Origin of the sequence: Vibrio sp. Vb1166 (genome assembly GCF_033338695.1) — a bacterium.
GTDB classification, from domain to species: Bacteria; Pseudomonadota; Gammaproteobacteria; order Enterobacterales; family Vibrionaceae; genus Vibrio; species Vibrio alginolyticus.
In genome coordinates, this window is the sequence record NZ_JAWOTE010000031.1 from 15303 (window position 1) to 40697 (window position 25395).

Below are 25395 nucleotides of genomic sequence, written 5' to 3' on the forward strand. Positions count from 1 at the left end.
GAGGTTTTTTTATTCTCTTGCTTTAAAAGTAGCAAGAAAGGCAAGAAAGGATATCGGATGCAAGGATGGCTGGTGGTTCCCGTTTCTTTAGCGTATTTGGGAGCTTTATTTATCATCGCGTGGTACGGCGACATTCAGAAAAGGTGGCTAGCGCGCTGGCGGCCTTGGATTTATAGCCTTTCCATTGCGGTGTACTGTACATCGTGGACCTTCTACGGCACGGTCGGGCAAGCCAGCAGTAATCCTTGGTCTTTCTTGCCCATCTATATCGCCCCCATTTTAGTGTTTACCATCGGATGGCGCGTTTTAGCTCGGCTTATTTTGATTGCTAAACGGGAACACATCACGTCGATTGCTGACTTTATCGGAGCACGCTACGGTAAATCCCAAGGTTTGGCCGTGGTTGTTACGCTCATAGCGGTTGCGGGAATTTTGCCGTACATCGCTTTACAGCTGCGTGGTATCACTATGGGGCTTGAAATCATTGCACCAGAGCTGGCTACTGATTTTGGTTATCAAAACGATAGCGTGTCGTGGTTTGTTGTGGTCGCATTGGCGATTTTTACGATGCTATTCGGTACCCGCCACATTGATAACACGGAACACCATCGTGGGATGATGATGGCAATTGCCTTCGAATCCATTATCAAACTGCTGGCTTTTTTAGTGGTTGGTGTCTTCATTGTTTGGTTGGCGATGAACACCGAGAGTTTGAGCTTAATAGATGTTGCCGCACAGACGTATCAGTCACCAAATATCCCGACTATATTGATTCATACTGTACTCACGATGCTGGCGATCGTTTGCCTTCCGCGACAATTCCATACGATGGTGGTGGAAAATGAACGTGCTCAAGATTTGCACGTGGCGCGTTGGTTGTTCCCCATTTATCTGATCTTAATGGGGATTTTTGTCTTACCTATTGCATGGGTAGGGCAAGGTCTCTTGAGTGGCGCTTCGCCTGATACTTATGTCATCAGTGTGCCGATGTCGGTAGGGGCGAGTGAAATCGCCTTGCTTGCGTTTCTAGGCGGTACTTCAGCGGCAAGTGGCATGGTTATCGTATCGACGATTGCCTTAGCGATCATGGTCTCGAATGACTTGGTTATGCCATTGCTATTGCGTCGCATGCGACTGACGCAGCGTAACCATCACCATTTTTCTGAATTATTACTGCGGATCCGCCGTGGTTTGATTTTAGTTTTGTTGATTGGCGCGTGGTGTTTCTATCAAGCGTTGGACACCATTCATTCACTTTCTGCTATCGGCTTTCTATCGTTCGCGGCTATCACGCAATTCGCTCCTGCGCTGGTTGGCGGTATGTATTGGCGTCAAGGGAATAAGAAAGGTGTGTATGTTGGCCTCGCGGTGGGTTTTGCTACCTGGTTGATTACGTTAATGAGCCAAACAGACATGCTTGCCGGAGACGCCAGTAATAACTTCCTGATCTGGTTGATTACGCCACCAGAGGTATTGGCTAGCTTTGATATCGCGATTTCAGATTGGGGGATGATCCTCAGCGTGGTCGCTAATGCAGTGTGTTTTGTTGTGGTTTCTATGGCTACCCGACCAAGCCTAAGTGAGCGCTTACAATCGGCATCATTCGTTGGTACACCGTTGCCTGAAAGCGAAAATATGAGTCTGTACCAGAGCCGCGTTACGGTTGCAGAACTGGAAATGCTAGCATCCAGATTTGTAGGACGAACGCGAGTTAAAGCGGCGTTTCAAGCCTACTGGAGCCAACAACGAGAAGAGTTAATGCCGAATCAGCAAGCGCCATCTTCTCTGATTCGGCATACGGAGCGTGTGCTGGCAGGGGTATTTGGTGCATCTTCTGCTAAGTTAGTGCTTACTTCCGCTCTGCAAGGAAGAAACATGCAGCTTGAAGAGGTGGCGACTATCGTCGATGAAGCCTCTGAACTGTACGATTTTAGTCGGGGTTTACTCCAAGGCGCGATTGAGCATATTGGACAAGGTATTGCGGTCGTCGATAAGCAACTACGCTTGGTAGCGTGGAACCAACGCTATTTAGAACTCTTTGAATTTCCGCCAGGCCTGATTCAAGTAGGTCGACCGATTGCGGATGTGATTCGGCACAATGCAGAGCAGGGGTTGTGTGGCCCTGGTGACCCTGATGACCACGTCCGTCGCCGTGTTTATCACCTTGAGCAAGGGACTCGGCACACCTCTTCTCGGGTTCGTCCCGATGGTCGCGTGATAGAGGTGCAAGGTAACCCAATGCCAGGTGGTGGCTTTGTGATGAGCTTTACCGACATCACCGTATTCCGTGATGCAGAGCAAGCACTGAAAGACGCCAACGAGACATTGGAAGAAAGGGTACGTCTGCGGACTCGAGAATTAGAACAACTTAACAAGCAACTGGTGGAAGCGACGCAGCGCTCGGATTTGGAATCGAAGTCCAAATCACGGTTCTTGGCGGCAGTAAGCCATGACTTGATGCAACCGCTCAACGCGGCGCGTCTATTCGCTTCTTCACTATCGGAAGTCGCCAAAGACAGCGAAGCCAAAAAGCTGTCAGCACACATTGAAAGTGCTTTAGAGGCTGCCGAAGACTTAATTGGAGATTTGCTGGATATCTCGCGTTTGGAATCGGGCAAGTTGGAAGTCAACGTGCATGGCTTTGCGTTAAATGATGTGTTATCGAATTTGAATGCTGAGTTTAGTGCGTTAGCCAAACAGCAAGGTATAGAGTTCACGATGATTCCGTCCTCACTCATGGTTAAGTCGGATCCCAAACTGCTGCGCCGTGTGGTGCAAAACTTCCTGACCAATGCGTTTCGTTATAACCCGAATGGCAAAGTCGCACTCGGTGTTCGCCGCGTGAAAGGGCGAGTGCGTATTGATGTATGGGATAATGGAGTGGGGATTGAAGAAGAGAAGCAGCAAGAGATTTTTGAAGAGTTTAATCGCGGAACTCAAGTTCGTTCCGACCAAGGCCTCGGACTTGGTTTGGCGATTTCGAAAGGAATTGCTCAGGTACTTGGGCATGAAATTTCGATGCGCTCTTGGGTTGGAAAAGGCAGTGTTTTTTCCATCACCCTAGATAAAGCTGATCATGTTCAGCCTCATCCAGTTCACGTGGCGATGAATAAGCAATCTGAACTCGGTCATCTGAGAATCCTTTGTGTCGATAATGAGCCTGACATTCTAGTCGGCATGGAAAACTTACTTTCCCGATGGGGTTGCGATACACGAGTTGCGATTGATTTAGTTGAAAGTCTACAAGCGCTTGAGGATGGTTGGATTCCGGATGTAATTTTCTCCGATTACCGACTTGATGATGGTCGTACTGGTTTAGAAGTGTTACAGCAATGCCGCCTGAGATTAGGCCACAGCTTTGAAGGCGTCATCATCAGTGCAGATCGTACCGATGATATGCTTGATGGCATCAAAGCAAATGGGTTCAGCTTTATTGCTAAGCCAGTTAAGCCGCTTAAGCTGCGTTCGGTGCTCAATCGAGTCGCTTAGGATTGGAGTGTTTGAAAAATCGCTATAAAAGAGACCTCCGAATGGAGGTCTCGATGTTTGTAATCTTAGTTGATAGGCTGAGTTTGCCGTTTATTCTGCGACGCCGCCTTGGGTCAGTTTGGCTGGATTAAGCAATCGCTCTAGTGTGGCTCTATCCAAATCAGTTTCTTCTTCCGCGACATCAATAATCGCGCGTCCCTGTTTGTAGGCTTTTTTCGCGACTTCTGCCGCTTTTAGGTAACCAATGACCGGGTTGAGAGCCGTGACCAAAATTGGGTTTTTGGCGAGTGCTACATCCAAGTTATCTTGGCGAACTTCAAACGTCGCAATGGCTTTGTCAGCTAAAGCGGTTGCGCTGTTAGAGAGTAACTCGATGCTCTCCAATACGTTATGAGCAATAACTGGCAGCATGACGTTAAGCTGGAAGTTGCCCGCTTGGCCTGCGACGGTTATGGTGGTGTCATTACCAATGACTTGCGCTGATGCCATAGCTGCTGCTTCTGGGATCACAGGATTTACTTTGCCAGGCATGATGGAAGAACCCGGCTGCAAGCCTTGTAATTCAATTTCACCTAAACCAGCCAATGGGCCTGAATTCATCCAACGAAGATCATTTGCGATCTTCATGATCGCAACTGCTGCTGTTTTGAGCTGTCCCGACAGAGCGACGATCGCATCTTGACTGCTTAAATTGAAAAAGAAGTTATCACTGGCCGTGAACTGAATGCGAGTTGATTGGGTTAGGTTGCTAGCGAATAAGTCTGCAAAGCGTGGATCGGCATTGATCCCCGTTCCAACCGCCGTACCACCTTGGGCTAAGGCTTTTACAGCAGGAAGTGTTTGTTCAATCGCTTGTTTTGCATGCTCGATTTGGAACTGCCAACCGCCAAGTTCTTGAGCAAAGGTAATTGGCATCGCGTCCATTAAGTGGGTGCGACCGGTTTTTACAACATCTTTCAATGCTTGCTGTTTAGACTCTAGTGTTTGGCTGAGGTGTGACAGGGCCGGGAAGAGCTGTTTTTCGATGGCTAATGCTGCGCTAACTTGAATGGCCGTCGGTACCACATCGTTGCTGCTTTGCCCCATGTTGACGTGATCATTAGGGCTAACAGTGCCGCCTAGATGCTGGGAGGCCAGTGTTGCAATTACTTCATTCGCATTCATATTTGAGCTAGTGCCTGATCCTGTTTGGAACACGTCAATTGGGAATTGCTCAATATGATTGCCTTCGATAATTGCTTGAGCTGCGTCAGCAATCGCGTTGGCAATATCTCCTTCAAGCAGCCCTAGCTGTGCGTTGGTGAGTGCCGCAGTCTGCTTGATGTGTGCTAACGCTTTGATAAAACCAGATGGCATTTTATGTTGACTGAATGAGAAGTTATCGACGGCGCGTTGAGTTTGGGCTTGGTAGAGAGCATCTGCAGGGACCGTTACTTCGCCCATACTGTCAGTTTCTATGCGGAATTCGGTGCTCATGGTAGGGATCCTTTTGGTTAATCGAGTGAGATTTGAATCAGGCGTAATTGTTGTTGTAGTGCGAGAAATTTCACGTCGCCTTGTTCAAACTGGTAGTAATAGCGTTTGAGGCAGAATAATGGCGTATGGATAGAATCGAGACAGACACGACGGAAGATACGGCTGCGAGTTGAGTCTTGAATTGCGTCTAGTAAATGGAAATAAACCTGACGTAAAAACAGCTCACACAACAATAGATTTTCTTCATCGGCATCGTGTTCATAACAAGAAGACAACACCATTCCCCAATGAATATAGTCATGAATCACGTCTGGCTCAAAGCCATGTGGTGCGGCGAGAAGGAATCTATCTTGGGCTTTAAAAAATGCGTTAAAGATGTCCCGTTTGTTGTCCATAACCACCTCTCATTAAATGTAATGATAATTATTATCAATTAAGTTGTGGGTTGGCAACCCTTTTTAGAGTAAGAGGTTGTTGAAGAAAGACTTACGGAAACAAAAGCCGAAGCAAAGGCGTCGGCTGAGTAGGAATTCATTTATGCTGAGTGAAACTAAGTCACTGTCGTTTGAATACCGGTGAATTAGCTTGTCGCCGTTATTCAGTAAATAAGGTTTCGTACTTCACAAATGCGGTTTGTGTTTCACCATAATACAGTGTGCCGCCTGATTGAATGACGACTCTTAACCAGCTTTCTGCAGATGCAGGCTTTGGTAAGGTGATGTACCAGCTTTGGCCTGCTTGATCGGCGGGCTTCATATCAATCGGTTGAGCGTTTTTCTCTTTGTCACTCACAATAGAAACTTTAACCCCTTCGAGTGGGTAAGCGGCGTTGAGTGACAATTCTAAGTTATTTTTAGTGAGTTTTTCAGAGCGAAATTTCACTTTAAAATCGCCATTTTCCATATCACACAGACCACTGGTGTAACGACAATTAGACTTACTCGCGAGTTTGTAAGTTTCCCCTTCTTGCGCCGCGTGGGGTTTCTCGCTGAGGGCCATATCGGTACCGAAGTAAGCGATCAAAGAGAGAACTGGCGCAATCAGTAGAGCGAGAATAAAGTGCTTGTTTTTGAACATCTTGGCTTCCTTGCAACGACATACTGCGAATATGGTAACTGAAAAGTGAGAATAAAAAAGCCCCGGACGGCTGGTTCCAAACGGGGCTTTTGTGGTTTTGATTAGTTTTTAGTGATCCACTGCACTACCAGCACCTACTGGTACGCGAACGTGTTCGACTAGGTCTTTTACTTCTTGTGGCGTTTCTGCAGTTACTTTGGATACAGCGAATGCAACAATGAAGTTAAATAGTGCGCCGATAGCACCAAACGCGTTTGGCTCAATACCCAGGAACCAGTTTGTTCCCCAGCTTTCTAGATATTTCCAATCAGCGACGAAAAGAATGCCTTTGTGTTGGAATACGTAGAACAGCGTAATACTGATACCTGCAATCATACCGGCGATTGCGCCTTCTTTGTTGATGCTCTTGCTGAAGATGCCCATCATCAATGCAGGGAAGATGGATGAAGCGGCAAGACCAAAGGCGAGTGCTACCGTACCTGCGGCAAATCCAGGCGGATTTAAACCGAGATAGCCTGCGGCTGCTATCGCTACTGCCATTGATATTCGACTAGCAAGTAGCTCTTTTTTCTCGGATATGTTCGGATTGATAACCCCTTTGATTAAGTCATGGGAAATAGCTGAAGAAATGGCGAGTAGTAAACCTGCTGCGGTAGATAGTGCAGCTGCAAGACCACCTGCTGCCACAAGTGCAATCACCCAGTTTGGTAGTTTAGCGATCTCTGGGTTAGCCAATACCATGATGTCGTTATCAACGCGCAGTTCGTTGGTGGACGCATCTGAAGTGTATTGGATATTGCCATCGCCATTTTTATCGTCAAAACCGAGTAGTCCAGTTGTTTCCCAGTTTTTGAACCACGCAGGACGCTCGTCATACGCTAGGTGCTGACCCGGAGCTGGATTTACCGTATTCATTAGGTTGAGGCGAGCCATCGCTGATACCGCTGGTGCAGTAGTGTAAAGGATTGCGATGAAGATCAGAGCCCAGCCTGCTGATGTACGTGCGTCGCGAACCTTCGGCACGGTAAAGAAACGGATAATTACGTGTGGTAGACCGGCAGTACCAATCATCAGTGACATGGTGTAGACAAACATATTAAGTGTGTCGCCACGTACTTGGGTCGTGTATTCACTGAATCCGAGTTCGGTCACCACTTGGTCAAGCCGATCGAGTAGATAGACATCGGTACCAGCCATGGTACTCCCCAGACCAATTTGTGGGATTGGGTTACCAGTGAGTTGCAGAGAGATAAAGATTGCAGGGATAGTGTAAGCAAGAATGAGTACGCAATATTGAGCAATCTGCGTGTAAGTGATGCCTTTCATGCCGCCAAGAACCGCGTACATGAAAACGATACACATACCAATTAATAGGCCGGTGGAGTAATCCACTTCTAAGAAGCGACCAAACGCAACGCCCACGCCTTTCATCTGACCGATAACATAAGTCACTGATGCGATGATAAGACAAACAACCGCTACGATACGTGCTGTGTTGGAGTAAAAGCGTTCACCAACAAACTCTGGCACCGTAAACTTACCAAATTTGCGTAGGTAAGGTGCTAGCAACAGCGCAAGCAGAACGTAGCCACCAGTCCAACCCATTAGAAATACTGAGCCGCCATAGCCCATGAAGGCAATTAAGCCTGCCATTGAGATAAACGACGCTGCGGACATCCAATCGGCTGCGGTTGCCATACCGTTTGCAATCGGGTTTACACCGCCACCAGCAACATAAAACTCTTTGGTTGATCCGGCGCGAGCCCAAATAGCAATCCCGATGTACAGGATGAACGTGGCGCCAACGACCAGGTAGGTAATAGTTTTCAAATCCATCTGAGTGACTCCTTATTCGTCCACGCCGAATTCACGGTCAATTTGGCGCATCTTCCATGCGTAATAGAAAATAATTCCTAGGAAGGCATAGATGGAGCCTTGTTGAGCAAACCAGAAACCGAGTTTGTAACCGCCTAGTTGAAATTGATTTAGTACGTCGACAAATAAAATGCCGCAGCCGAAAGACACGACGAACCAGATGACCATTAGGCCGATCATGAGCTTCACGTTTTTGTCCCAATAGGCTTTGGCTCTTTCTTCGCTTTCAAATGCCATTGCCGTCTCCTTACGATTGGTATTGTTGTTAATGAAATGTTTCAATATGTACATTAGCAAGGTGTTGGCAATAACTCTTTTCAACTTTAGTCGGGGTGTTAAAAATGAAGAACCCCCATATTATGGGCTTTTGCAGCGAACAAAGGGGTAAAACGTTATGTTAATAAACTGTTAAGTTAGCCAAAGGTCTAAAGGTTGATTGGATAAACAGGCATGATTAAGACGGGCCATTAATCTTTTCTTCATTGAACTTGGAGATGCTGTGTAAGTATTGGTGGTGATCTTGTGGCTCTTAAAGAGAGAAGGCGTAGATAAGAAAGCTCACAAGTAATTTATTTACATAAAGTTTTCGCATCAAATCACCGTTTTAACGCACAATAAAGTAATATAACTGAGTCATTCTCGTACAACCTCGCATTTTGAGACGGTGTAAAGGGGAGGCAGATTAGGGCATTACCTCATTAACGAAGTAGCCTGCTCATCACAATTATTATCGTTTTTCATTAAGGGAGGGTGAGAATGGACGCAGACACCATTAACAGTTTTTTTCTAATAGGTGCGTTGTTAATCGCACTTAGCGTTCTTTTAAGCCCAGTGTCTTCTAAGTTGGGAATCCCAATTCTTTTGGTATTTTTAGCCGTTGGAATGCTAGCGGGGGAAGACGGCTTAGGCGGCATTTTATTCGATAACTTTTCGATCGCTTATTTGGTTAGTAACCTCGCATTAGCCATCATTTTGCTTGATGGTGGGATGAGAACGCGGGTCGCCAGCTTTAGGGTTGCGTTATGGCCCTCGGTCTCTTTGGCGACATTTGGCGTTGCGATCACCACCATTTTAACCGGGCTGATGGCAACGTGGTTATTCGACTTAGATTTATTGCAAGGCATATTGGTTGGTGCGATTGTTGGTTCCACCGATGCTGCCGCGGTCTTCTCTCTACTCAAAGGTCGTAGCCTGAACGAACGTGTTGGTTCAACGCTGGAAATTGAATCCGGCACCAATGACCCAATGGCGGTGTTTCTGACCGTAACTCTGATTGCTATTTTAGCGAACCCTGGCGCAGATTTAAGTGCGGGCTTTTTGGCGTTCAGTTTTCTTAAGCAGTTTGGTATTGGCGCGTTACTTGGCTTCGCTGGTGGCTGGCTCTTATGGAAAGTTATCAATCGCAATCAATTACCAGATGGGCTGTATTCTATTTTAACGGTCAGTGGTGGCTTGCTTATTTTCGCTTTATCTAACACTTTGGGTGGCAGTGGTATTTTGTCGATTTACCTTGTTGGTCTTTTATTAGGTAACCGTCCAACACGCAGCCGCCACTCTATTCTTCATGTTTTAGATGGTATGACGTGGCTAGCTCAAATTGGTATGTTCTTGGTGCTTGGTTTGTTGGTTACGCCATCCAATTTACTCTCTATTGCGTTGCCAGGTCTTGCGCTTGCTTTCGGGATGATTTTGTTTGCCCGACCAATCTCAGTTTGGATTGGTTTACTGCCATTCAAGAGTTTCACGCCACGTGAAAAGTGGTTTGTCTCTTGGGTAGGATTGCGTGGCGCTGTACCTATCATCCTCGCGGTATTTCCGATGATGGCAGGGTTGCCAGATGCTCAACTGTACTTCAATTTGGCATTCTTTGTAGTAATGGTGTCTTTGATAGTACAAGGGGGCACGTTGACTAAGGCGATGTCTCTTGCAAAGGTCGAGCTACCTTCTAAGCCTGAGCCAATTTCGCGTACGGGTGTAGAGATTTACCCGACCAGTGAGTGGGAGCTGTTTATCTATAGACTTAAAGCAGATAAATGGTGCATTGGTGAGCCATTACGTAGTCTTTCGATGCCGGAAGGAACGCGTATCGCCGCTGTATTTCGCAGTAAAGAGCTATTGCACCCATCCGGCAGTACGCGTCTTGAGGAAGATGATACCTTGTGTGTATTAGCACAAGAAAAGGATTTAGATGCACTGAGCTTACTGTTTAGTGAAGCCCCAGAGAAAGCGTCGCTAGCGCGATTCTTCGGTGACTTCTTCCTCGATATTGAAGTGAAGCTTGCCGATATTGCCGTGATGTATGGTTTGAATCTGGGGGATGAACCGCTGGATAAAAGTTTGAGAAACCTTGTCGAAGAGCAATTAGGTAGCACGCCAGTATTGGGAGACCATTTCGAGTGGCAAGGTTTGCATTGGATCGTCGCTGATGTTGTTGATCAGCAGGTCACTAAAGTCGGTATCCGATTGCCAAACGAAAAAAGTAAGTCTGACGATAAGACGTCAATCTAGTCGCTCATTTCCGTCAGCATAATCACGGCTTGCGTGCGGTTCTTTACACCGAGCTTACGGAAAATCGCTGTCATGTGCGCTTTTATGGTGGCTTCTGAAACATTCAATTCGTAAGCGATTTGCTTGTTCAGCAAGCCATCGGACAACATTCCCAACACTTTATATTGCTGCGGTGTTAGCGCAGCAATCTTTTCCGCTAAGTCATTACATGCCGCGTTATTGGTGATCAACCCTTCAGGGAAGTATGGGTCGCCATTCAGCACTTGATTGAGCGCGTTCACTAATTCGCGCATGTCGCTGGACTTGGGAATAAAACCAAATGCACCATGGCTTTTCACTTGCGTCACGATCGCCGGCTCTTCACTCGCTGAAACGACGACGATAGGTAAATCTGGATGCTCTGCTCGCAAATGAATCAAGCCAGACATACCATTTGCTCCTGGCATTTTGAGATCCAATAGCACTAAATCTGGCTCTTCCTCTCGCTCCAACAAAGCCAGAAGTGCGTCGAGTGAGTCCGCTTCCAGCAAATTTGCACCACTAATAGCCATGTGGATAGATTGAAACAAGGCATTCCGGAAGAGTGGGTGATCATCTGCAATAATGATGGTGTAGGTCGAATCCATGACGTTAAACACTTTTGACTATTTCGTTAAATTTATTATTGTCCAGCTTTGAGAGAGTGGACAATATTTATTCGCTAAAAGTCTGAACCAAATCGACTTTTATTAGGAAAATTGCATATAAACGCAATGTTCTTATTCAAATCTGAGCAACAAAAAAAGCCAGTGGACATCACTGGCGTTTGAATATCTGGTTATCAGAACTGCTTGATATGCTCTAAGAAAGGCTCGGCTTGCATAAAGCCCGTCAAACGAGCGTTTGAAACGTGTTCACCACTGGCATCCCAAAACTCAATTGTTGGTAAACCAAGCACACTCATGTGCTTCAGTAGTTCGATGTCTTGCACTTGGTTTTTGGTCACGTCTGCTTGCAGAAGAACGAAGTCTTGCAGTTTGGCTTCGACGCTTGGGTCATGGAAGGTGTACTTTTCAAACTCTTTACATGCTACACACCAATCGGCGTAGAAATCGAGCATGACGGGTTTACCTGCCGCTTTCGCAAGTGCCAGTTGTTCTTCAAGCTCCGCCACGTTAGCAATGCGAGTAAAGCTAACAGTGGCTTGCTGAGTTTGTGTTTTGCTGTTGCCAAACCAGTAATTTAAGATAGGTTGTGCTGAGGCTAGCAAACCTAAGACGGCGATTATGCCCACGGCACTTTGTTTCCAGCCACCAAACTCTAGACTGTTTTTGATGTGGTATAGCCAACCAAAAGCAGCAATACCCAGTGCTGACCACAGAATCGTTGACCACATTTCTGGCATGATGCGTTCTAGTAAGAAGATAGGCGCGGCAAGCAGAATAAAGCCGAAGAGTGTTTTCACACGGTCCATCCAACCACCTGCTTTTGGTAGCAACTTGTTGCCAAATACCGCTACAAGGATCAACGGAATACCCATGCCCATCGCTAGCGCGTAAAGGGCGACCCCACCGGTGAGTAAGTCGCCACTTTGTGCGACGTAAAGCAGCGCACCAGAGAGTGGGGCGGTAGTACACGGAGAACAAACCAAGCCAGATATTGCCCCCATTGCAAACACGCCAGCACTGCTACCACCTTGCTGCTTGTTACTTAAGTTATTCAGCCACGTTTGCACGCTGCTTGGTAGCTGTAATGAGTACAGACCAAACATAGAAAAAGCGAGTGCGATGAACAGTACGCTCAAACCAATCAGCACATAAGGGTGTTGCATTGCCGCTTGGAACTGCATGCCAGCAGACGCGACCACAAGGCCGAGTAGGGTGTAAGTCAGCGCCATGCCTTGCACGTAGACGAATGACAAGCCTAGCGCGCGGCGTTGGCTTAGTTTGCCACTGCCAAGCACTATGCTGGTCAGAATTGGGTACATCGGTAGCACACAAGGTGTAAATGCCAAGCCCACACCAAGCGCCAAGAACAGAAGTGGTGTCCACCAGTTATCAGCAAGGTTGGCTGCAAGGCTATCTTGCTGTGTTACTGGCGCCGATGATGTGTCACCAGACGTAGATGATTGCGCCGCTGGTGGCGTTGCTGTTGGTGCCTGTTCTGCTTTTGATGCAGTTGTCGCCGTTGTTGAATCTGAGTTCGACGAAGTAAACGCGCTGATAGGAATCACGCGAGTTTCTGGCGGGTAACAGAAGCCTGCTTTCGCACAACCTTGGTATTGCACGACTACGCGAGCACCGTCTTGCCAATCATGCATTGGTACATTAACGAAGAGAGGTTGAGTATAGATATGCACGTCACCAAAGAATTCATCTTTATGCGGTGTGCCGTCTTCCATTTGCAGTTCGCCTAGCGATACTTTCTCACCAGCTACAGACAAGCGCTCTTGATATAGGTAGTACCCGTCACGTACCTGCCAATCGAGCATCAATTTGTCATCTTGCTGGTAGAAGTTAAATGGAAACGCCTGATCAACCGGAACAAAGCTGTCGCTGCTGCTACCAAAACTGTTGTTCTGGCTACTGTTAAACTGGTCTTTGCCAAATAAAGCTAAAGACGGAGTGGAAAAGGTAATGAGCCCTAAGAGTAAAACGGAAAGTAATGCGCGCATAAAAGAGTCAATTCATCTTAGATAATTGCCGTTAGTGTAACTCAATCAGACCCGGAGGCGAGTCAATAAGTTTCATGAAAATGAAGATTTATTGAGCATAAATCAAGACAACAGGGAATAAAAAAGGGAGCCGAAGCTCCCCGAGTAAGACTCTGTTTCTACTAGATCAGTAGACCACCGAATGCGAAGCCAAGTGCTACCGCAGAAGCGATGGTTACCACACCAGGTACAAAGAATGGGTGGTTGAATACGTACTTACCGATACGAGTTGAACCCGTGTCGTCCATCTCAACCGCTGCTAGAAGCGTTGGGTAAGTTGGCAGCACGAATAGCGCACTTACTGCTGCGAAAGATGCAACTGCGGTAAGTGGTGCCACACCGATTGCTAGTGCTGCTGGCATCAGCGCAACAGTAGTTGCACCTTGCGAGTAAAGCAGCATTGAAGCGAAGAATAGAACAAGTGCTAGCATCCATGGGTAGTCTGCTAGTAGCGCACCAGCCACTTCTTTGATGCCGTCAACGTGCGCGTTAACGAACGTAGAACCTAGCCATGCCACACCAAGAACACACACACACGCTGTCATACCAGAGCGGAATGTTGCTGCGGCTGGGATTTTGCCAGCATCGATTTTACAGCTCATTACGATAGCTGCCGCAGCTGCTAGCATTACCGTCATGATAGCTTCGTTACGACCTAGAGCAGGGTTCTCGATAAGGCCAACAGAGCCAGAAATTGCTGCTGCGTAACACACGACAAATGCGATTGCGCCTAGGAAGATGAAGGTTGCTTTCTTCGCTGTTGGTAGGATTTCGCGTTTTGCTTCTGTATTTAGCTTGATTAAGCCTTTTTCTAGACGCTCTTGGTATTCAGCATCGTCTTTTAGCTCACAGCCCATGAAGTTCGCCACGAACGCACCGATCATGCACGCGATGAACGTCGTTGGGATACAGATTGCTAGTAGTGTTAGGTAGTCAACGCCAAATGGGTGCAGCATTGCCGCGAACGCTACAACAGCCGCTGAGATTGGTGATGCGGTGATAGCGATTTGCGATGCCACGACCGCGATAGACAGTGGACGAGAAGGGCGCACGCCTTGGCCTTTCGCTACTTCTGCAATCACTGGCAAAGTAGAGAATGCCGTGTGGCCAGTACCCGCCATTAATGTCATTAGGTAAGTTACGATAGGCGCATAAAAGGTGATGCGCTCAGGATGCTTGCGCAAAAAGTTTTCAGCAACTTGCACCATCCAGTCTAAACCACCAGCTACTTGCATTGCTGCGATAGCGGTGATTACAGACATGATGATCAAAATTACGTCAACGGGAATGTAAGCTTGGCTTGTTGGTACGCCCAAGATCAAAGACAACGCAATGACCCCAGCACCACCGGCAAAACCAATGCCGATACCACCGATTCTTGCCCCCAAATAGATGAAGAGCAGAACCACGAAGAGTTCGACCATGACCATATTGATACCTCTTTAGTTTTTTATTTGATTCTGATTTTTTGAACACTCAGGAACAGGAGTAAATGCTCAGAGAATGAGAACCTAGTGGTTTAGCGGCAATAAAAGCATATAAAAAATGTGGTTAACCGTATGAGAGCCTAAAAAAGGGGCCTGAGTGGCCCCCTTCGGATTCGTTATTACTCGTAACGTTTTGCTTTGTAAGTAGGATGCATGAAGTTTTCTACTGACAAGATTTCATCAAGCTCCTCTGCTGTAAGCAGACCGCGCTCTAGCACGACTTCACGAACACTTTTACCAGTTTCCGCACAAATCTTACCTACGATGTCACCTTCGTGGTGGCCGATGTATGGGTTTAGGTAAGTGACGATACCGATAGAGTTGTAAACGTAGTTTTCGCAAACTTCTTTGTTCACAGTGATGCCGTCGATACATTTATCACGTAGGTTCACACACGCGTTGTGTAGTAGAGAGATAGACTCAAACACACTTTGTGCGATCACAGGTTCCATTACGTTTAGCTGTAGCTGACCGCCTTCTGCTGCGAAAGAAACCGTGTTGTCGTTACCGAGAACTTTGAAGCAAACTTGGTTTACTACTTCTGGGATAACTGGGTTTACTTTAGCTGGCATGATTGAAGAGCCTGCTTGCATTTCAGGTAGGTTCAATTCATTTAGACCCGCACGAGGACCAGAAGAAAGTAGACGAAGGTCGTTACAGATCTTCGATAGTTTCACTGCTAGGCGTTTTAGCGCGCCGTGAGTCATTACGTATGCGCCACAGTCAGACGTTGCTTCGATCAGGTCTTCTGCTGCAACAACATCAAGGCCTGTTACTTCCGCTAGGTGTTTTACTGCAAGCGCTTGGTAGCCAGTTGGTGTATTTAGACCAGTACCGATTGCGGTTGCGCCTAGGTTGATTTCTAGGAGGAGTTTAGATGTGTAATCTAGAGCACGAATCTCTTCGTTTAGTGTTACCGCCCACGCATGGAACTCTTGACCAACTGTCATTGGTACCGCGTCTTGAAGCTGAGTACGGCCCATTTTCAGTACATCTTTAAACTCAACGGCTTTAAGTTCGAATGCGCCTTTTAGGTACTCAATTGCTTCCATTAGCTTGTGTACGCTGTTGTATACCGCAATACGGAAACCTGTTGGGTACGCACAGTTGGTTGATTGGCTCTTGTTTACATGGTCATTTGGGTTAACAAATTCGTATTGGCCTTTCTCTTTACCCATCAACTCAAGCGCAACGTTTGCGATCACTTCGTTCGTGTTCATGTTAACTGAAGTGCCTGCACCGCCTTGGAATACGTCTGATGGGAACTGATCCATACACTTGCCAGTTTCTAGGATCAAATCACACGCTTCGATGATGTAGTTTGCAACGTCTTTTGGAATAGCGCCAAGTTCTTTGTTTGCTAACGCTGCTGCTTTTTTGGTCATTACCATGCCGCGTACAAATTCTGGTACGTCAGAGATGGTCATATTAGAGATGTTGAAGTTCTCGATCGCACGTAGCGTATGAATACCGTAGTACGCATCTGCAGGGACATGACGTTGACCTAATAGATCTTCTTCAATACGAGTGGCTGGGTTTGCTGTTTTTGGAGCATCAGATAGGGTAGCCATAGCAGGATCCTTAGATGATAATTCTGATAATAAAGTTATTTATTAGCCATTTCTGCAATCTAGAATCCATTCATCAGAATTTTTGGCTGGAAAATCCGTCCTGACTTATGTGGCACATGATACTGCACCTAGCGCATAAAAATAGTAACTAGATCACCTTTTTCGTTTTTCATGAGTCAATAATTTGCAAAGTATGAACGGGTTATTAATAACCCTTTATAGGTACTCGATTTTCCTCGACAAACATGAGTTTTTAGAGTTCGAAATTAGCACTTTAAAAGCACGAAAAAATCGGTATGCAATTGAATGAAACGCGTTCCCGCTACTTTGTCTAAAAGAGAAGGAGACCAGTATGAACACGCTTTTTTACAACGATTCGTTTGAGCTTAGTCTGCTTTTACCATTACACTGAATTAAACAAAGGAGGGCGTGTGTTTCCTATCTTATTATTAGCGTTTATTTTTGTTCCGATCATTGAAATCGGCTTATTTATTCAGGTGGGCGGCTTTTTAGGTTTATGGCCGACCATTGCACTAGTCTTAATCACTGCATTTGTTGGTGCGTCGTTGGTTCGTAGCCAAGGTATACAAACACTGATGTCAGTACAGGGGCGTCTTGAACAAGGTGAAATTCCAGCCCAGCAAATTTTTGAAGGCGTAATGCTAGCGGTGGCTGGCGTGCTACTGTTAACCCCGGGCTTTATGACCGATGCCCTTGGTATGTTGGTGTTGCTTCCTGCGCCACGCGCCGCGATAGCTAAATACTTGATGAGCAAAATGGTGGTGAAAACCATGCATGGTGGTGGCTTCCAAGGTGGTTTCTCTAACCAGGGGCCATTTGAGCAAGACCCGTTCCGTCGTGACCCTTTTGATTCCCAGTCAGATAATGGCAAGACCTTCGAAGGGGAATACGAGCGTAAAGACGATGATGATCGCAACAAGCTCAACTGATTGAGTTAGACAGTAAAGAAAACAAAAGGGCGCACCAAGCGCCCTTTTCTGTATTTGGAATTCGTGCTGCTTACAATGCGCCTTCAAAGCCCATTTGACGCCATGCTTCAAAAGCAATGATCGCAACGGCATTCGAAAGGTTTAGGCTGCGCGCATCTGGCATCATTGGAATGCGAATACGCTGCTCCATTGGCAAGCTATCGATGATTTCAGCAGGCAAGCCACGAGTTTCTGGACCAAACATCAAAACATCACCCGCTTGGTATTGTGCATCAACGTGGTGACCTGTGGTTTTGGTGGTGCAGGCAAACAATCGATAGTTACCTTGCTTCTCTTTCTCTAAATACTCTAAGAACGCTTGATAGTTTTTATGGCGTGTTACGCGAGCTAAATCATGGTAATCCAAACCAGCACGGCGGACTTTTTTCTCTTCAAGATCGAAACCCAGAGGTTCAATTAAGTGAAGGTTTGCACCGCAGTTGGCGCATAGTCGAATGATGTTGCCGGTGTTCGGCGCGATTTCTGGTTCGTATAAAGCGATATCAAACATGGTATTGAAATAGAGTTGGTCAAAGAGAGGGGCAGTATATACCCAAGTCACCGAGATATGCGAGATTCAGCAAGATTGACCTGGGTATGAAAGCAGGCATTAGCGCGGATGTTAATACCGTGAGTAGTGATGCTCTTTATAAGAGAGCGTGAGCATAGTTTTCTTCAACTGCTCGCCAGTTGACGACGTTCCACCACGCATCAATATATTCTGGGCGACGGTTTTGGTAGCTGATGTAATACGCGTGCTCCCACACGTCTAATGCGAGGATTGGTTCACCGCGCACATCCACTACGTCCATCAGAGGGTTGTCTTGATTACTGGTGGACGTAATGTGAATCTCACCATCTTTTACGATCAGCCATGCAAAGCCAGACCCAAAGGTATTGATGGCAGCTTGGGCAAACGCCTCTTTAAATTGCGCAAAGCTACCAAATTTATCGTTAATTGCTTGAGCAAGCGCGCCTTGAGGCTCTCCGCCACCGTTTGGTGACATGCAATTCCAATAAATGATGTGGTTGTAATAGCCGCCACCATTATTACGTACTGCTGGACTGAGCTTAGAGATATTGTCAAAGATCTCGTCTAATGACTGAGTTTCGAGCTCGCTCCCTTCAACGGCATTTACAAACTTATCAAAGTACGTCTTGTGGTGTTTGCTGTAATGCACTTCCATGGTTTTCGCGTCGATGTACGGCTCTAGTGAATCGTACGGGTAAGGCAGAGCGGGAAATGTATGTGACATAGTAAATCCTCCTTAATTGGAAAATTTACTTTAATGCTAACGATAATTATTATCAACTTTGATCTTTGTAAGGGTATTCTAAGAAGCCTCGCCAATTTCTAAAGTGAGGGTGGGGCTGTGAATCACTCACTCTAGAAATATGGTGCGAATTATTGTTAGTTCATCAAATTGAGACTAACAATTGATCGGTAAGGTGATACTCATGCGCAATCCGCCTAACGGACTTCGGCTGGCTGCGATCGTGCCACTGTGCTGGCGAATGGCACTTTCGGTAATGGTTAGGCCGAGACCTGTGCCGCCAGAGTGGCGATCGCGTGCCGTGGAAACGCGATAGAACGGGCGAAAAATCGCGGCCAGTTCCTCTTCTGGTACACCTTCTCCATTATCGTCAACCGTGATACGAAGCGTATCGTCATCGGCTTTGATGTCGATTTGTACCTCATCTTTTCCGTAGTAAATGGCGTTACGAACGATATTTTCCACCGCACTCATCAGCAGTTTAGGGTTACCGGAAATATTGCGCTTAGGTAATTCTGAATAGTGTAGCTGTTTGCCCATTTGCTCTGCTTCAAACTGCGCATCTTTAATGATTTCTTCCCATAAACTTTCTAGTGGCTGTGTTTCGCGAGTCATATGACTGTTCGCCTGCATGCGAGAAAGCTCTAATAGTTCACTGATCATCTGTTCCAAGCGCTGCGCTTCGGTATCGATACGAGTCAGTTCTGGGCTTTCGCCTTGTTTACGCGTCGCTAATGCGCTTGCCATGCGCAGACGAGTTAAAGGTGAGCGCAGCTCGTGAGAGATATCGGATAGCAAACGTTGTTGTCCTGAAATCATTTGATTAACCGCTTCGACCATCTGGTTGAAGCTGCTGCCTGCTTGACGAAATTCCGCCGTACCTTTTTCTAAATTTGGGTCTGTGACAAATTCACCTTTCGCCACACGTTGAGCAGCGGCTTCAAGACGACGTGCAGGCTGACTCAAAGCCCAAGCAAGCCATAACAGCAATGGTGTACTAACCAGCATGACTGCAAGCAAGAGCTGGAATGGGTGATCAAACAGACGCAGGAGTAGAGGTGGTGGCTCATTCCATTTGAAGCCCACGTACATCAAGATATCGGAACCTGCCAAAGTGATAGGAATTGGGCCCGCAATCATGTATCGACCATACAGCTTCTGCTTTGGATTATTGTAATCTTCGATACTGGTGACAAAGTTTTGCATGGCACGCAATTGAAAATTGCTGCGTTTTTCTGTCGTAAGAACATTACCGCTGTAGTCAGAAAAAAAGACTCGTGGGCGAGGGTCGTGCTTGCCGTGACGGTTGCCCTCGATACGAAAAAGTATGCGGCCTAAATCAGTTTGCTGGCTGTATTTTTGTTGGATTGAGTCACGCGTTTCTACCATACGTTTGTAGTGTTCTTCTGGAATATCGCGAGCTTTGCGTGGGTCCAAATGTGGCAGTGATAGCACGGCTATCAATACTAATAACATGGTGAACCAAAAAATGGCAAAGATGCGTCCATACAGGCTATTGATGTTTGGCAGTTTGATGCGTGATAGGCGCATTAATCCTCCTCAAGCAGCATGTAGCCACGACCACGCAGGGTTTTAATTCGCGGCTTGCCATTGCTTTGATCTGGTAATTTTTTACGTAAGTTCGAGACATGCATATCGATAGCGCGATCAAAAGCAGCGAGTCGTTTACCAAGCACATCTAAGCTCAGTGTCTCTTTGGTCAGCACTTGTCCTGGGTTTTGTACGAAGTGGGTGAGTAGCGCAAACTCGGTTGCTGTGAGATCGAGTAACTGTTGCTCACAATACGCTTCTTGCTTACCGGGATAGAGGCGGATTTCTTGATACTCAATGCAATCGCTGTTTTTGGTATTTTTTTGTGTGCTGCTAGTGCGGCGTAAAATCGCGCGGATTCGCGCTAACAGCTCTCGGTCACTAAAAGGTTTTGGTAAATAATCATCCGCGCCCAGTTCCAAGCCGATCACGCGATCAATTTCTTCCCCTTTAGCGGTCAGCATCAAGACGGGAGTTTCCCAATTTTCACGTAAGCGTTTCAGCGTTTCCATGCCATTGAGTTTTGGCATCATGACATCCAACAAAATCAAATCAATCTTATCATTGATCGCGGCTAAGCCGGCTTCACCGTCATTTGCTTCGCTGACGTCAAACCCTTCGAAACTGAGTACTTCTTTTAATAAGCTAGTTAGCTCGATATCGTCATCGATTAAAAGAATGTTTGCCATGGGGGCACCTATAGTAAGTTACCGATAGCCTAATATTACATTGGAATGATGCGCAACGAAGAGGAGAAAAATCACTCTTTACGATTCTTTACGCTCCCTATACGTCGCTTTACCTAGCGGGTCGTATTCTATACTCAAGCGCTGTGAGAACAGCTCAGAAGAACCACTCACCTGTGTAAGGAATCGTATTATGAAGTCTGCAAAAAAACTTGTGTTAGCTGCTGTTGTTCTACCTCTTACTCTTGGCGCCGCAAGCGCATTCGCTTACGGTGGTAAAAACCATCATAAAGGTCCTCGTGACGAATGCGGCATGGGTATGGACCGAGGTGTCATGCGTCAACTAGACCTGACTGATGCACAAAAAGATCAGCTAAAAGAAATGCGTGAAGCAAACAAAGCAGAAATGAAAGCAAAATTCGCTGATGGCAAAGAAGCACGTATGGCTGAGCGTCAAGCGCATCACGCAAAAGTGCAATCGCTTTTGCTGGCGGATAATTTTGATGAAGCTCAAGCTACCGAATTAGCAAAAGAGATGGTTGAGCGCCAAACGGAACGTCGCGTGCAAATGCTAGAAAGAAAGCACCAAATGCTTAGCGTATTAACACCTGAGCAGAAAGCGAAATTTGTTGAGCTACAAAATGAACGTATGCAAGAGTGTGGCGACAGAATGCACAAGCTCATGGAAAAGTCGCGCAATAATTAAGTCATGAATTGATGTTATATAAAGAGGCAGCCATTGGTTGCCTCTTTTTGATCTGGTTATTTCATGGTCATTCAATATACTCAACGTATGGTTTTAGTTAACTCTTTGATTATGAAACAGCAATACGCACGTTTAGTTACGACCGCCGCTTGGACTGCAACCATTGTGGCGACGCTTCTTCTGATAGTAAAAGTTATCACGTGGTGGGTAACCGGCTCAGTGAGCTTATTGGCGTCATTGATTGACTCCATGTTAGATATCGCGGCTTCGGTTGTGAATCTTGTGGTGGTTCGTTACGCCTTACAACCGGCAGACCGCGAACATACGTTTGGACATGGTAAAGCTGAGTCCTTAGCGGCCCTAGCCCAAGCAATGTTTATTTCGGGCTCGGCAGTATTTTTGATTCTTAACGGGATTGACCGATTTTTCCGCCCACATGCTTTACACGCACCGGAGTTAGGTGTGTATGTATCGCTGTTTGCGATTGTGGTCACACTTGGCTTGGTGATGTTCCAAAAACATGTGGTTCGCGTGACGGGGAGCCAAGCAATAGCGGCGGATTCTCTGCATTATCAGACTGACTTGTATATGAATGCTGCGATCATGGTTGCTCTGGGGCTCAGTTATTTTGGAGTGACTCAAGCGGATGCTGTGTTTGCGATTGGTATTGGTGTCTTCATTCTTTATAGCGCTTTCAAAATGGTCAGCGAAGCGATTCAAACCTTACTTGATAGAAAGTTGCCCGATGAAGAGCTTGAGCAAATTAACCAAGCTTGTTTGAGCGTAAAAGGGGTATTGGGCGTGCATCAGTTACGCACGCGAATGTCAGGACCGACGCGCTTTATACAGTTGCATTTAGAGCTAGACGATAACTTACGATTAATTGAGGCGCATTACATTGCTGATAAAGTGGAAGATAATTTATTGGCTCTGTTTCCTGATGCGGATGTATTGATCCATCAAGATCCATTGTCTGTCGTTTTCGGACCAGAGAAAGAGCAGAAAGCACAAGATTGGTAGGCTTGAAAAATCCATCAGTGCCCGACGACAAACAGGTACTTATTGACTATCTTTCCATCAATACTTATTAAGATTCGTGATCCTGATATGAATCAACAAAGTTTCATAGAGAAACTGTAATACTCTTACATAAGTAGAAAAGTTACATAAAAAAGTGCGTTTTCATTGGTAATCCTGTAGAGGAAATGTAACATAACGCACAGTTCTGGATTATGCAGGTTGCTTGGTAACAAGGGGCCTAAAAGAAAATTAAATAATTGATTGCCAAAGATCGAGGGTGAGCATGATTAAGAAGATCGGTGTTTTAACAAGTGGCGGTGACGCACCTGGTATGAACGCTGCGATACGCGGCGTAGTACGTACAGCACTATCCGAAGGATTGGAAGTATTCGGTGTGTACGACGGCTACCTAGGCCTATACGAAGGCCGCATCGAGAAGCTAGATCGTTCTAGCGTTTCAGATGTGATCAACAAAGGTGGTACGTTCCTAGGTTCTGCACGTTTCCCTGAATTTAAACAAGTGGAAGTTCGTGAAAAAGCGATTGAGAACCTGAAAAAACATGGTATCGATGCACTAGTGGTAATCGGTGGTGATGGTTCGTACATGGGTGCGAAGAAACTGACTGAAATGGGTTACCCATGTATCGGTCTTCCGGGCACAATCGACAACGATATCGCAGGTACGGATTACACTGTGGGCTACCTAAGTGCACTAAACACCGTTATCGATGCAATCGACCGTCTACGTGATACTTCTTCATCTCACCAACGCATTTCAATTGTAGAAATCATGGGCCGTCACTGTGGTGATTTGACTCTGATGTCTGCAATTGCGGGCGGTTGTGAATACATCATCACTCCGGAAACTGGTCTAGACAAAGACAAGCTGATCAGCAACATCCAAGATGGTATCGCTAAAGGTAAGAAACACGCGATCATCGCGCTTACTGAGCTAATGATGGATGCTAATGAACTAGCACGTGACATCGAAGCCGCGACAGGTCGTGAAACTCGTGCAACAGTACTTGGTCACATCCAACGTGGTGGTCGTCCAACTGCATTTGACCGCGTACTAGCATCTCGTATGGGTAACTACGCTGTTCACCTATTGATCGAAGGTCATGGTGGTCGTTGTGTAGGTATCGTGAAAGAGCAACTTGTTCACCACGATATCATCGACGCAATCGAAAACATGAAGCGTCCAGTACGCAACGATCTATACAAAGTTGCTGAAGAGTTGTTCTAAGCAAGCTTGAAATAGATAAACAAAACCGCGGCTTTCCGCGGTTTTTTTGTATTTGAGAATCAACAAAAAGAAACTAGTGATAGACGAGTGTTAAGACACGCTGCTCTGCTCTATGAGCGTTAATTTTCGCTCGCGCAGCGCAAACAAGTAGCCCAGTAGCCCACCCAACGTATTCCCAACCGCGATACCGATAAACAAGCCTTCAATGCTGTAGATTTGGCTCCCGATCCACGCCGATGGCAAGGTAAAAATGAACAGCCGCATAAAGCTCCACTGGAATGCACGCAATGGCTTGTGCATCGCATTCAAACCACTGACTAACATCATTACGATGCCTTGGAAGCCATAACTAAATGGCACCACCAGTAAATAATGCCAAAGCAGGTTTTTCACCGCATCTTCCTGAGAAAACAGCGCAGCCAGAGGAATGCTCAGTGGCACCATCATCAAGAAGATAAACCCTTGGAATACCGCTGCAAAACGCATGCTAATAAATAAACCGGAAAAGGCTCGTTGCGGTTGTTTGGCTCCTAAATTTTGTGCCATAAACGGTGTGAGGGCAGAGGTCAGCGACATCAATACTAAAATCAATATAGACTCAATACGCTGCGCTGCGCCGTAAGCAGCAACCGCCGCTGTACCGTGGTTGGATAACAGCATCATCAGAATGGCACCGGACAATGGATTCATCGCGTTTGATAGCGCTGCAGGGGTACCAATTTTTAGTGTCTGTTGCCAGTCTTGTTTCAGCAAAGCCCATTGGGGTTGAGCAAGCAATTTTTCCCGTTTAATTAGCACATAGAATGAGCCACACAAAGCACCTAACCAGCTAAAGGCACTTGCTATGGCTGCGCCTTGAATGCCAAGTTCCGGAAAAGGGCCATAACCGAAAATCAACAATGGATCGAGCATGCCATTAATCAAACCAGCCAACATCATGACTTTTGCTGGTGTTTTTGTGTCGCCAGTAGCTCGGATAGCACTGTTGCCCGCCATTGGGATCACTAGCAGAGGAATGGTGAGATACCAGACCTGCATATATTGCTCAATAAGAGGGATGAGATCATCAGACGCACCAAGAAAACGAAACAATGGCGCAATGGTGGTAAAGCCAATAGAAGACGCGATAGCCACAAGTAACACGGCTAACAACAAACCGTGGGTGGTGAACCGAGCAGCTTGTGGTGCATGACCTTGCCCAAGCAAGCGACCAATATTGGTCGATAGTCCCATCCCAATCCCCATCGTAATGCAGTTAACCGCAAAGGTTACAGGGAAGGTATAGCTGATAGCTGCTAGCGCTTGAGTGCCAAGCAACGAGATAAAAAACGTGTCCACCAAGTTAAACATCAAAATTGCGATCATGCCCATGGTCATGGGTACGGTCATTTTCCGCAGCGTTTCAGGAATGGGTGCGGTCAACAAACCATGCTTATCGGTCGCTTGGGGTTCCAGCTTGTTATTTTCCTGCATGTGTGACAACTATCTGGTGAGCAAACTGCAAGGATACAAGAAAGCGAGATGCCGAGCGAGTGAGCATTTCTAACGCAAACCGTTGCCTAGTTGTTCGTTATTTTAACTAAGTCACAAAAATTTTGTGCCACCCCCTTGGGATCGCTGCTTCGACCCCTTATATAGGGATCACGTGTCTGGGGCTACAGTCCCTAAGGACAATTATCAAATAAACATGGAAATTTTCAGGAGAGACGACCGATGAACATTCGTCCATTACATGACCGAGTTATCGT

20 protein-coding genes are annotated in these 25395 nt (G+C 46.4%); 6 read left to right on the top strand and 14 right to left on the bottom strand.

Annotation, left to right across the window (positions count from 1 at the left end; all coding sequences use genetic code 11):
* Window positions 1-57 precede the first annotated feature (57 nt).
* Complete coding sequence (locus tag R7E51_RS21105) at window positions 58-3489, top strand: hybrid sensor histidine kinase/response regulator (RefSeq protein WP_154204972.1); 3432 nt, start codon at window positions 58-60, stop codon at window positions 3487-3489.
* Between the two features lie 90 nt (window positions 3490-3579).
* Here the strand turns inward: R7E51_RS21105 and R7E51_RS21110 are convergent, their stop codons facing one another.
* From R7E51_RS21110 to R7E51_RS21130, 5 genes are all read right to left on the bottom strand, one after another.
* On the bottom strand, window positions 3580-4965 hold the full coding sequence (locus R7E51_RS21110; RefSeq protein ID WP_005386369.1) for a class II fumarate hydratase: 1386 nt from the start codon (window positions 4963-4965) through the stop codon (window positions 3580-3582).
* 17 nt (window positions 4966-4982) lie between these two features.
* Window positions 4983-5360, bottom strand: coding sequence for a hypothetical protein (locus tag R7E51_RS21115; protein ID WP_005382370.1), 378 nt, complete (start codon window positions 5358-5360; stop codon window positions 4983-4985).
* A 199-nt stretch (window positions 5361-5559) separates the two neighbouring features.
* Window positions 5560-6042 (bottom strand): hypothetical protein, encoded by a 483-nt coding sequence (locus R7E51_RS21120; RefSeq protein WP_005382371.1) that lies wholly within the window; start codon window positions 6040-6042, stop codon window positions 5560-5562.
* A 108-nt stretch (window positions 6043-6150) separates the two neighbouring features.
* Window positions 6151-7878, bottom strand: a complete 1728-nt coding sequence (locus R7E51_RS21125) for a sodium:solute symporter family protein (RefSeq protein ID WP_005382372.1) — start codon at window positions 7876-7878, stop codon at window positions 6151-6153.
* Between the two features lie 12 nt (window positions 7879-7890).
* A complete protein-coding gene (locus tag R7E51_RS21130) occupies window positions 7891-8154 on the bottom strand; it encodes a DUF4212 domain-containing protein (RefSeq protein ID WP_005382373.1) in 264 nt (87 codons plus the stop codon).
* Window positions 8155-8673: 519 nt separating this feature from the next.
* Here R7E51_RS21130 and R7E51_RS21135 point away from each other — a divergent pair.
* The gene (locus R7E51_RS21135) at window positions 8674-10425 is read left to right on the top strand and encodes a potassium/proton antiporter (protein WP_017821771.1); all 1752 of its coding nucleotides are present in this window, start codon (window positions 8674-8676) and stop codon (window positions 10423-10425) included.
* Here the strand turns inward: R7E51_RS21135 and R7E51_RS21140 are convergent.
* From R7E51_RS21140 to aspA, 4 genes are all read right to left on the bottom strand, one after another.
* Window positions 10422-11051 carry a response regulator gene (locus tag R7E51_RS21140; RefSeq protein WP_005382375.1) on the bottom strand — a complete coding sequence of 210 codons (630 nt, stop codon included), beginning with the start codon at window positions 11049-11051 and terminating at the stop codon, window positions 10422-10424. The two genes, R7E51_RS21135 and R7E51_RS21140, sit on opposite strands and share 4 nt — an antisense overlap.
* A gap of 194 nt (window positions 11052-11245) precedes the next feature.
* A complete protein-coding gene (locus tag R7E51_RS21145) occupies window positions 11246-13078 on the bottom strand; it encodes a protein-disulfide reductase DsbD (RefSeq protein ID WP_017821772.1) in 1833 nt (610 codons plus the stop codon).
* A 161-nt stretch (window positions 13079-13239) separates the two neighbouring features.
* Complete coding sequence (locus tag R7E51_RS21150; protein ID WP_005382378.1) at window positions 13240-14547, bottom strand: anaerobic C4-dicarboxylate transporter; 1308 nt, start codon at window positions 14545-14547, stop codon at window positions 13240-13242.
* A 176-nt stretch (window positions 14548-14723) separates the two neighbouring features.
* The gene (gene aspA / locus R7E51_RS21155; RefSeq protein WP_005382379.1) at window positions 14724-16175 is read right to left on the bottom strand and encodes an aspartate ammonia-lyase; all 1452 of its coding nucleotides are present in this window, start codon (window positions 16173-16175) and stop codon (window positions 14724-14726) included.
* Between the two features lie 431 nt (window positions 16176-16606).
* On the opposite strand from aspA, the gene R7E51_RS21160 reads away from it, so the two are divergent.
* Window positions 16607-17125, top strand: a complete 519-nt coding sequence (locus R7E51_RS21160) for an FxsA family protein (protein ID WP_005386383.1) — start codon at window positions 16607-16609, stop codon at window positions 17123-17125.
* A 70-nt stretch (window positions 17126-17195) separates the two neighbouring features.
* On the opposite strand, the gene trmL is transcribed toward R7E51_RS21160, so the two are convergent.
* The 4 genes from trmL to R7E51_RS21180 form a co-directional block, all read right to left on the bottom strand.
* Window positions 17196-17675 (bottom strand): tRNA (uridine(34)/cytosine(34)/5-carboxymethylaminomethyluridine(34)-2'-O)-methyltransferase TrmL, encoded by a 480-nt coding sequence (gene trmL / locus R7E51_RS21165; RefSeq protein ID WP_005382381.1) that lies wholly within the window; start codon window positions 17673-17675, stop codon window positions 17196-17198.
* A 136-nt stretch (window positions 17676-17811) separates the two neighbouring features.
* Complete coding sequence (locus R7E51_RS21170; RefSeq protein WP_005382382.1) at window positions 17812-18420, bottom strand: superoxide dismutase; 609 nt, start codon at window positions 18418-18420, stop codon at window positions 17812-17814.
* Window positions 18421-18594: 174 nt separating this feature from the next.
* Complete coding sequence (cpxA, locus tag R7E51_RS21175) at window positions 18595-19989, bottom strand: envelope stress sensor histidine kinase CpxA (RefSeq protein ID WP_005382383.1); 1395 nt, start codon at window positions 19987-19989, stop codon at window positions 18595-18597.
* Window positions 19989-20678, bottom strand: coding sequence for a response regulator (locus R7E51_RS21180; protein ID WP_005382384.1), 690 nt, complete (start codon window positions 20676-20678; stop codon window positions 19989-19991). Before R7E51_RS21180 ends, cpxA begins: the two co-directional genes overlap by 1 nt.
* Before the next feature lie 190 nt (window positions 20679-20868).
* On the opposite strand from R7E51_RS21180, the gene R7E51_RS21185 reads away from it, so the two are divergent.
* The 3 genes from R7E51_RS21185 (at window position 20869) to pfkA (ending at window position 23647) form a co-directional block, all read left to right on the top strand.
* Window positions 20869-21381 carry a CpxP family protein gene (locus R7E51_RS21185; RefSeq protein WP_017821773.1) on the top strand — a complete coding sequence of 171 codons (513 nt, stop codon included), beginning with the start codon at window positions 20869-20871 and terminating at the stop codon, window positions 21379-21381.
* 111 nt (window positions 21382-21492) lie between these two features.
* Window positions 21493-22401, top strand: coding sequence for a CDF family cation-efflux transporter FieF (gene fieF, locus R7E51_RS21190; protein ID WP_025768809.1), 909 nt, complete (start codon window positions 21493-21495; stop codon window positions 22399-22401).
* 283 nt (window positions 22402-22684) lie between these two features.
* On the top strand, window positions 22685-23647 hold the full coding sequence (gene pfkA, locus R7E51_RS21195; protein WP_005381521.1) for a 6-phosphofructokinase: 963 nt from the start codon (window positions 22685-22687) through the stop codon (window positions 23645-23647).
* 90 nt (window positions 23648-23737) lie between these two features.
* Here the strand turns inward: pfkA and R7E51_RS21200 are convergent, their stop codons facing one another.
* Window positions 23738-25120 (bottom strand): MATE family efflux transporter, encoded by a 1383-nt coding sequence (locus tag R7E51_RS21200; protein ID WP_206958401.1) that lies wholly within the window; start codon window positions 25118-25120, stop codon window positions 23738-23740.
* Between the last annotated feature and the right edge of the window lie 275 nt (window positions 25121-25395).

Coding starts and splice junctions, on each gene's coding strand:
- R7E51_RS21120 (WP_005382371.1), bottom strand. CDS start 6,042: ATGTTCAAAAACAAGCACTTTATTCTCGCTCTACTGATTGCGCCAGTT.
- R7E51_RS21125 (WP_005382372.1), bottom strand. CDS start 7,878: ATGGATTTGAAAACTATTACCTACCTGGTCGTTGGCGCCACGTTCATC.
- R7E51_RS21130 (WP_005382373.1), bottom strand. CDS start 8,154: ATGGCATTTGAAAGCGAAGAAAGAGCCAAAGCCTATTGGGACAAAAAC.
- R7E51_RS21115 (WP_005382370.1), bottom strand. CDS start 5,360: ATGGACAACAAACGGGACATCTTTAACGCATTTTTTAAAGCCCAAGAT.
- trmL (WP_005382381.1), bottom strand. CDS start 17,675: ATGTTTGATATCGCTTTATACGAACCAGAAATCGCGCCGAACACCGGC.
- R7E51_RS21185 (WP_017821773.1), top strand. CDS start 20,869: ATGAAGTCTGCAAAAAAACTTGTGTTAGCTGCTGTTGTTCTACCTCTT.
- R7E51_RS21150 (WP_005382378.1), bottom strand. CDS start 14,547: ATGGTCATGGTCGAACTCTTCGTGGTTCTGCTCTTCATCTATTTGGGG.
- R7E51_RS21135 (WP_017821771.1), top strand. CDS start 8,674: ATGGACGCAGACACCATTAACAGTTTTTTTCTAATAGGTGCGTTGTTA.
- R7E51_RS21180 (WP_005382384.1), bottom strand. CDS start 20,678: ATGGCAAACATTCTTTTAATCGATGACGATATCGAGCTAACTAGCTTA.
- cpxA (WP_005382383.1), bottom strand. CDS start 19,989: ATGCGCCTATCACGCATCAAACTGCCAAACATCAATAGCCTGTATGGA.
- R7E51_RS21145 (WP_017821772.1), bottom strand. CDS start 13,078: ATGCGCGCATTACTTTCCGTTTTACTCTTAGGGCTCATTACCTTTTCC.
- R7E51_RS21105 (WP_154204972.1), top strand. CDS start 58: ATGCAAGGATGGCTGGTGGTTCCCGTTTCTTTAGCGTATTTGGGAGCT.
- R7E51_RS21140 (WP_005382375.1), bottom strand. CDS start 11,051: ATGGATTCGACCTACACCATCATTATTGCAGATGATCACCCACTCTTC.
- fieF (WP_025768809.1), top strand. CDS start 21,493: ATGAAACAGCAATACGCACGTTTAGTTACGACCGCCGCTTGGACTGCA.
- R7E51_RS21200 (WP_206958401.1), bottom strand. CDS start 25,120: ATGCAGGAAAATAACAAGCTGGAACCCCAAGCGACCGATAAGCATGGT.
- R7E51_RS21170 (WP_005382382.1), bottom strand. CDS start 18,420: ATGTCACATACATTTCCCGCTCTGCCTTACCCGTACGATTCACTAGAG.
- R7E51_RS21110 (WP_005386369.1), bottom strand. CDS start 4,965: ATGAGCACCGAATTCCGCATAGAAACTGACAGTATGGGCGAAGTAACG.
- pfkA (WP_005381521.1), top strand. CDS start 22,685: ATGATTAAGAAGATCGGTGTTTTAACAAGTGGCGGTGACGCACCTGGT.
- aspA (WP_005382379.1), bottom strand. CDS start 16,175: ATGGCTACCCTATCTGATGCTCCAAAAACAGCAAACCCAGCCACTCGT.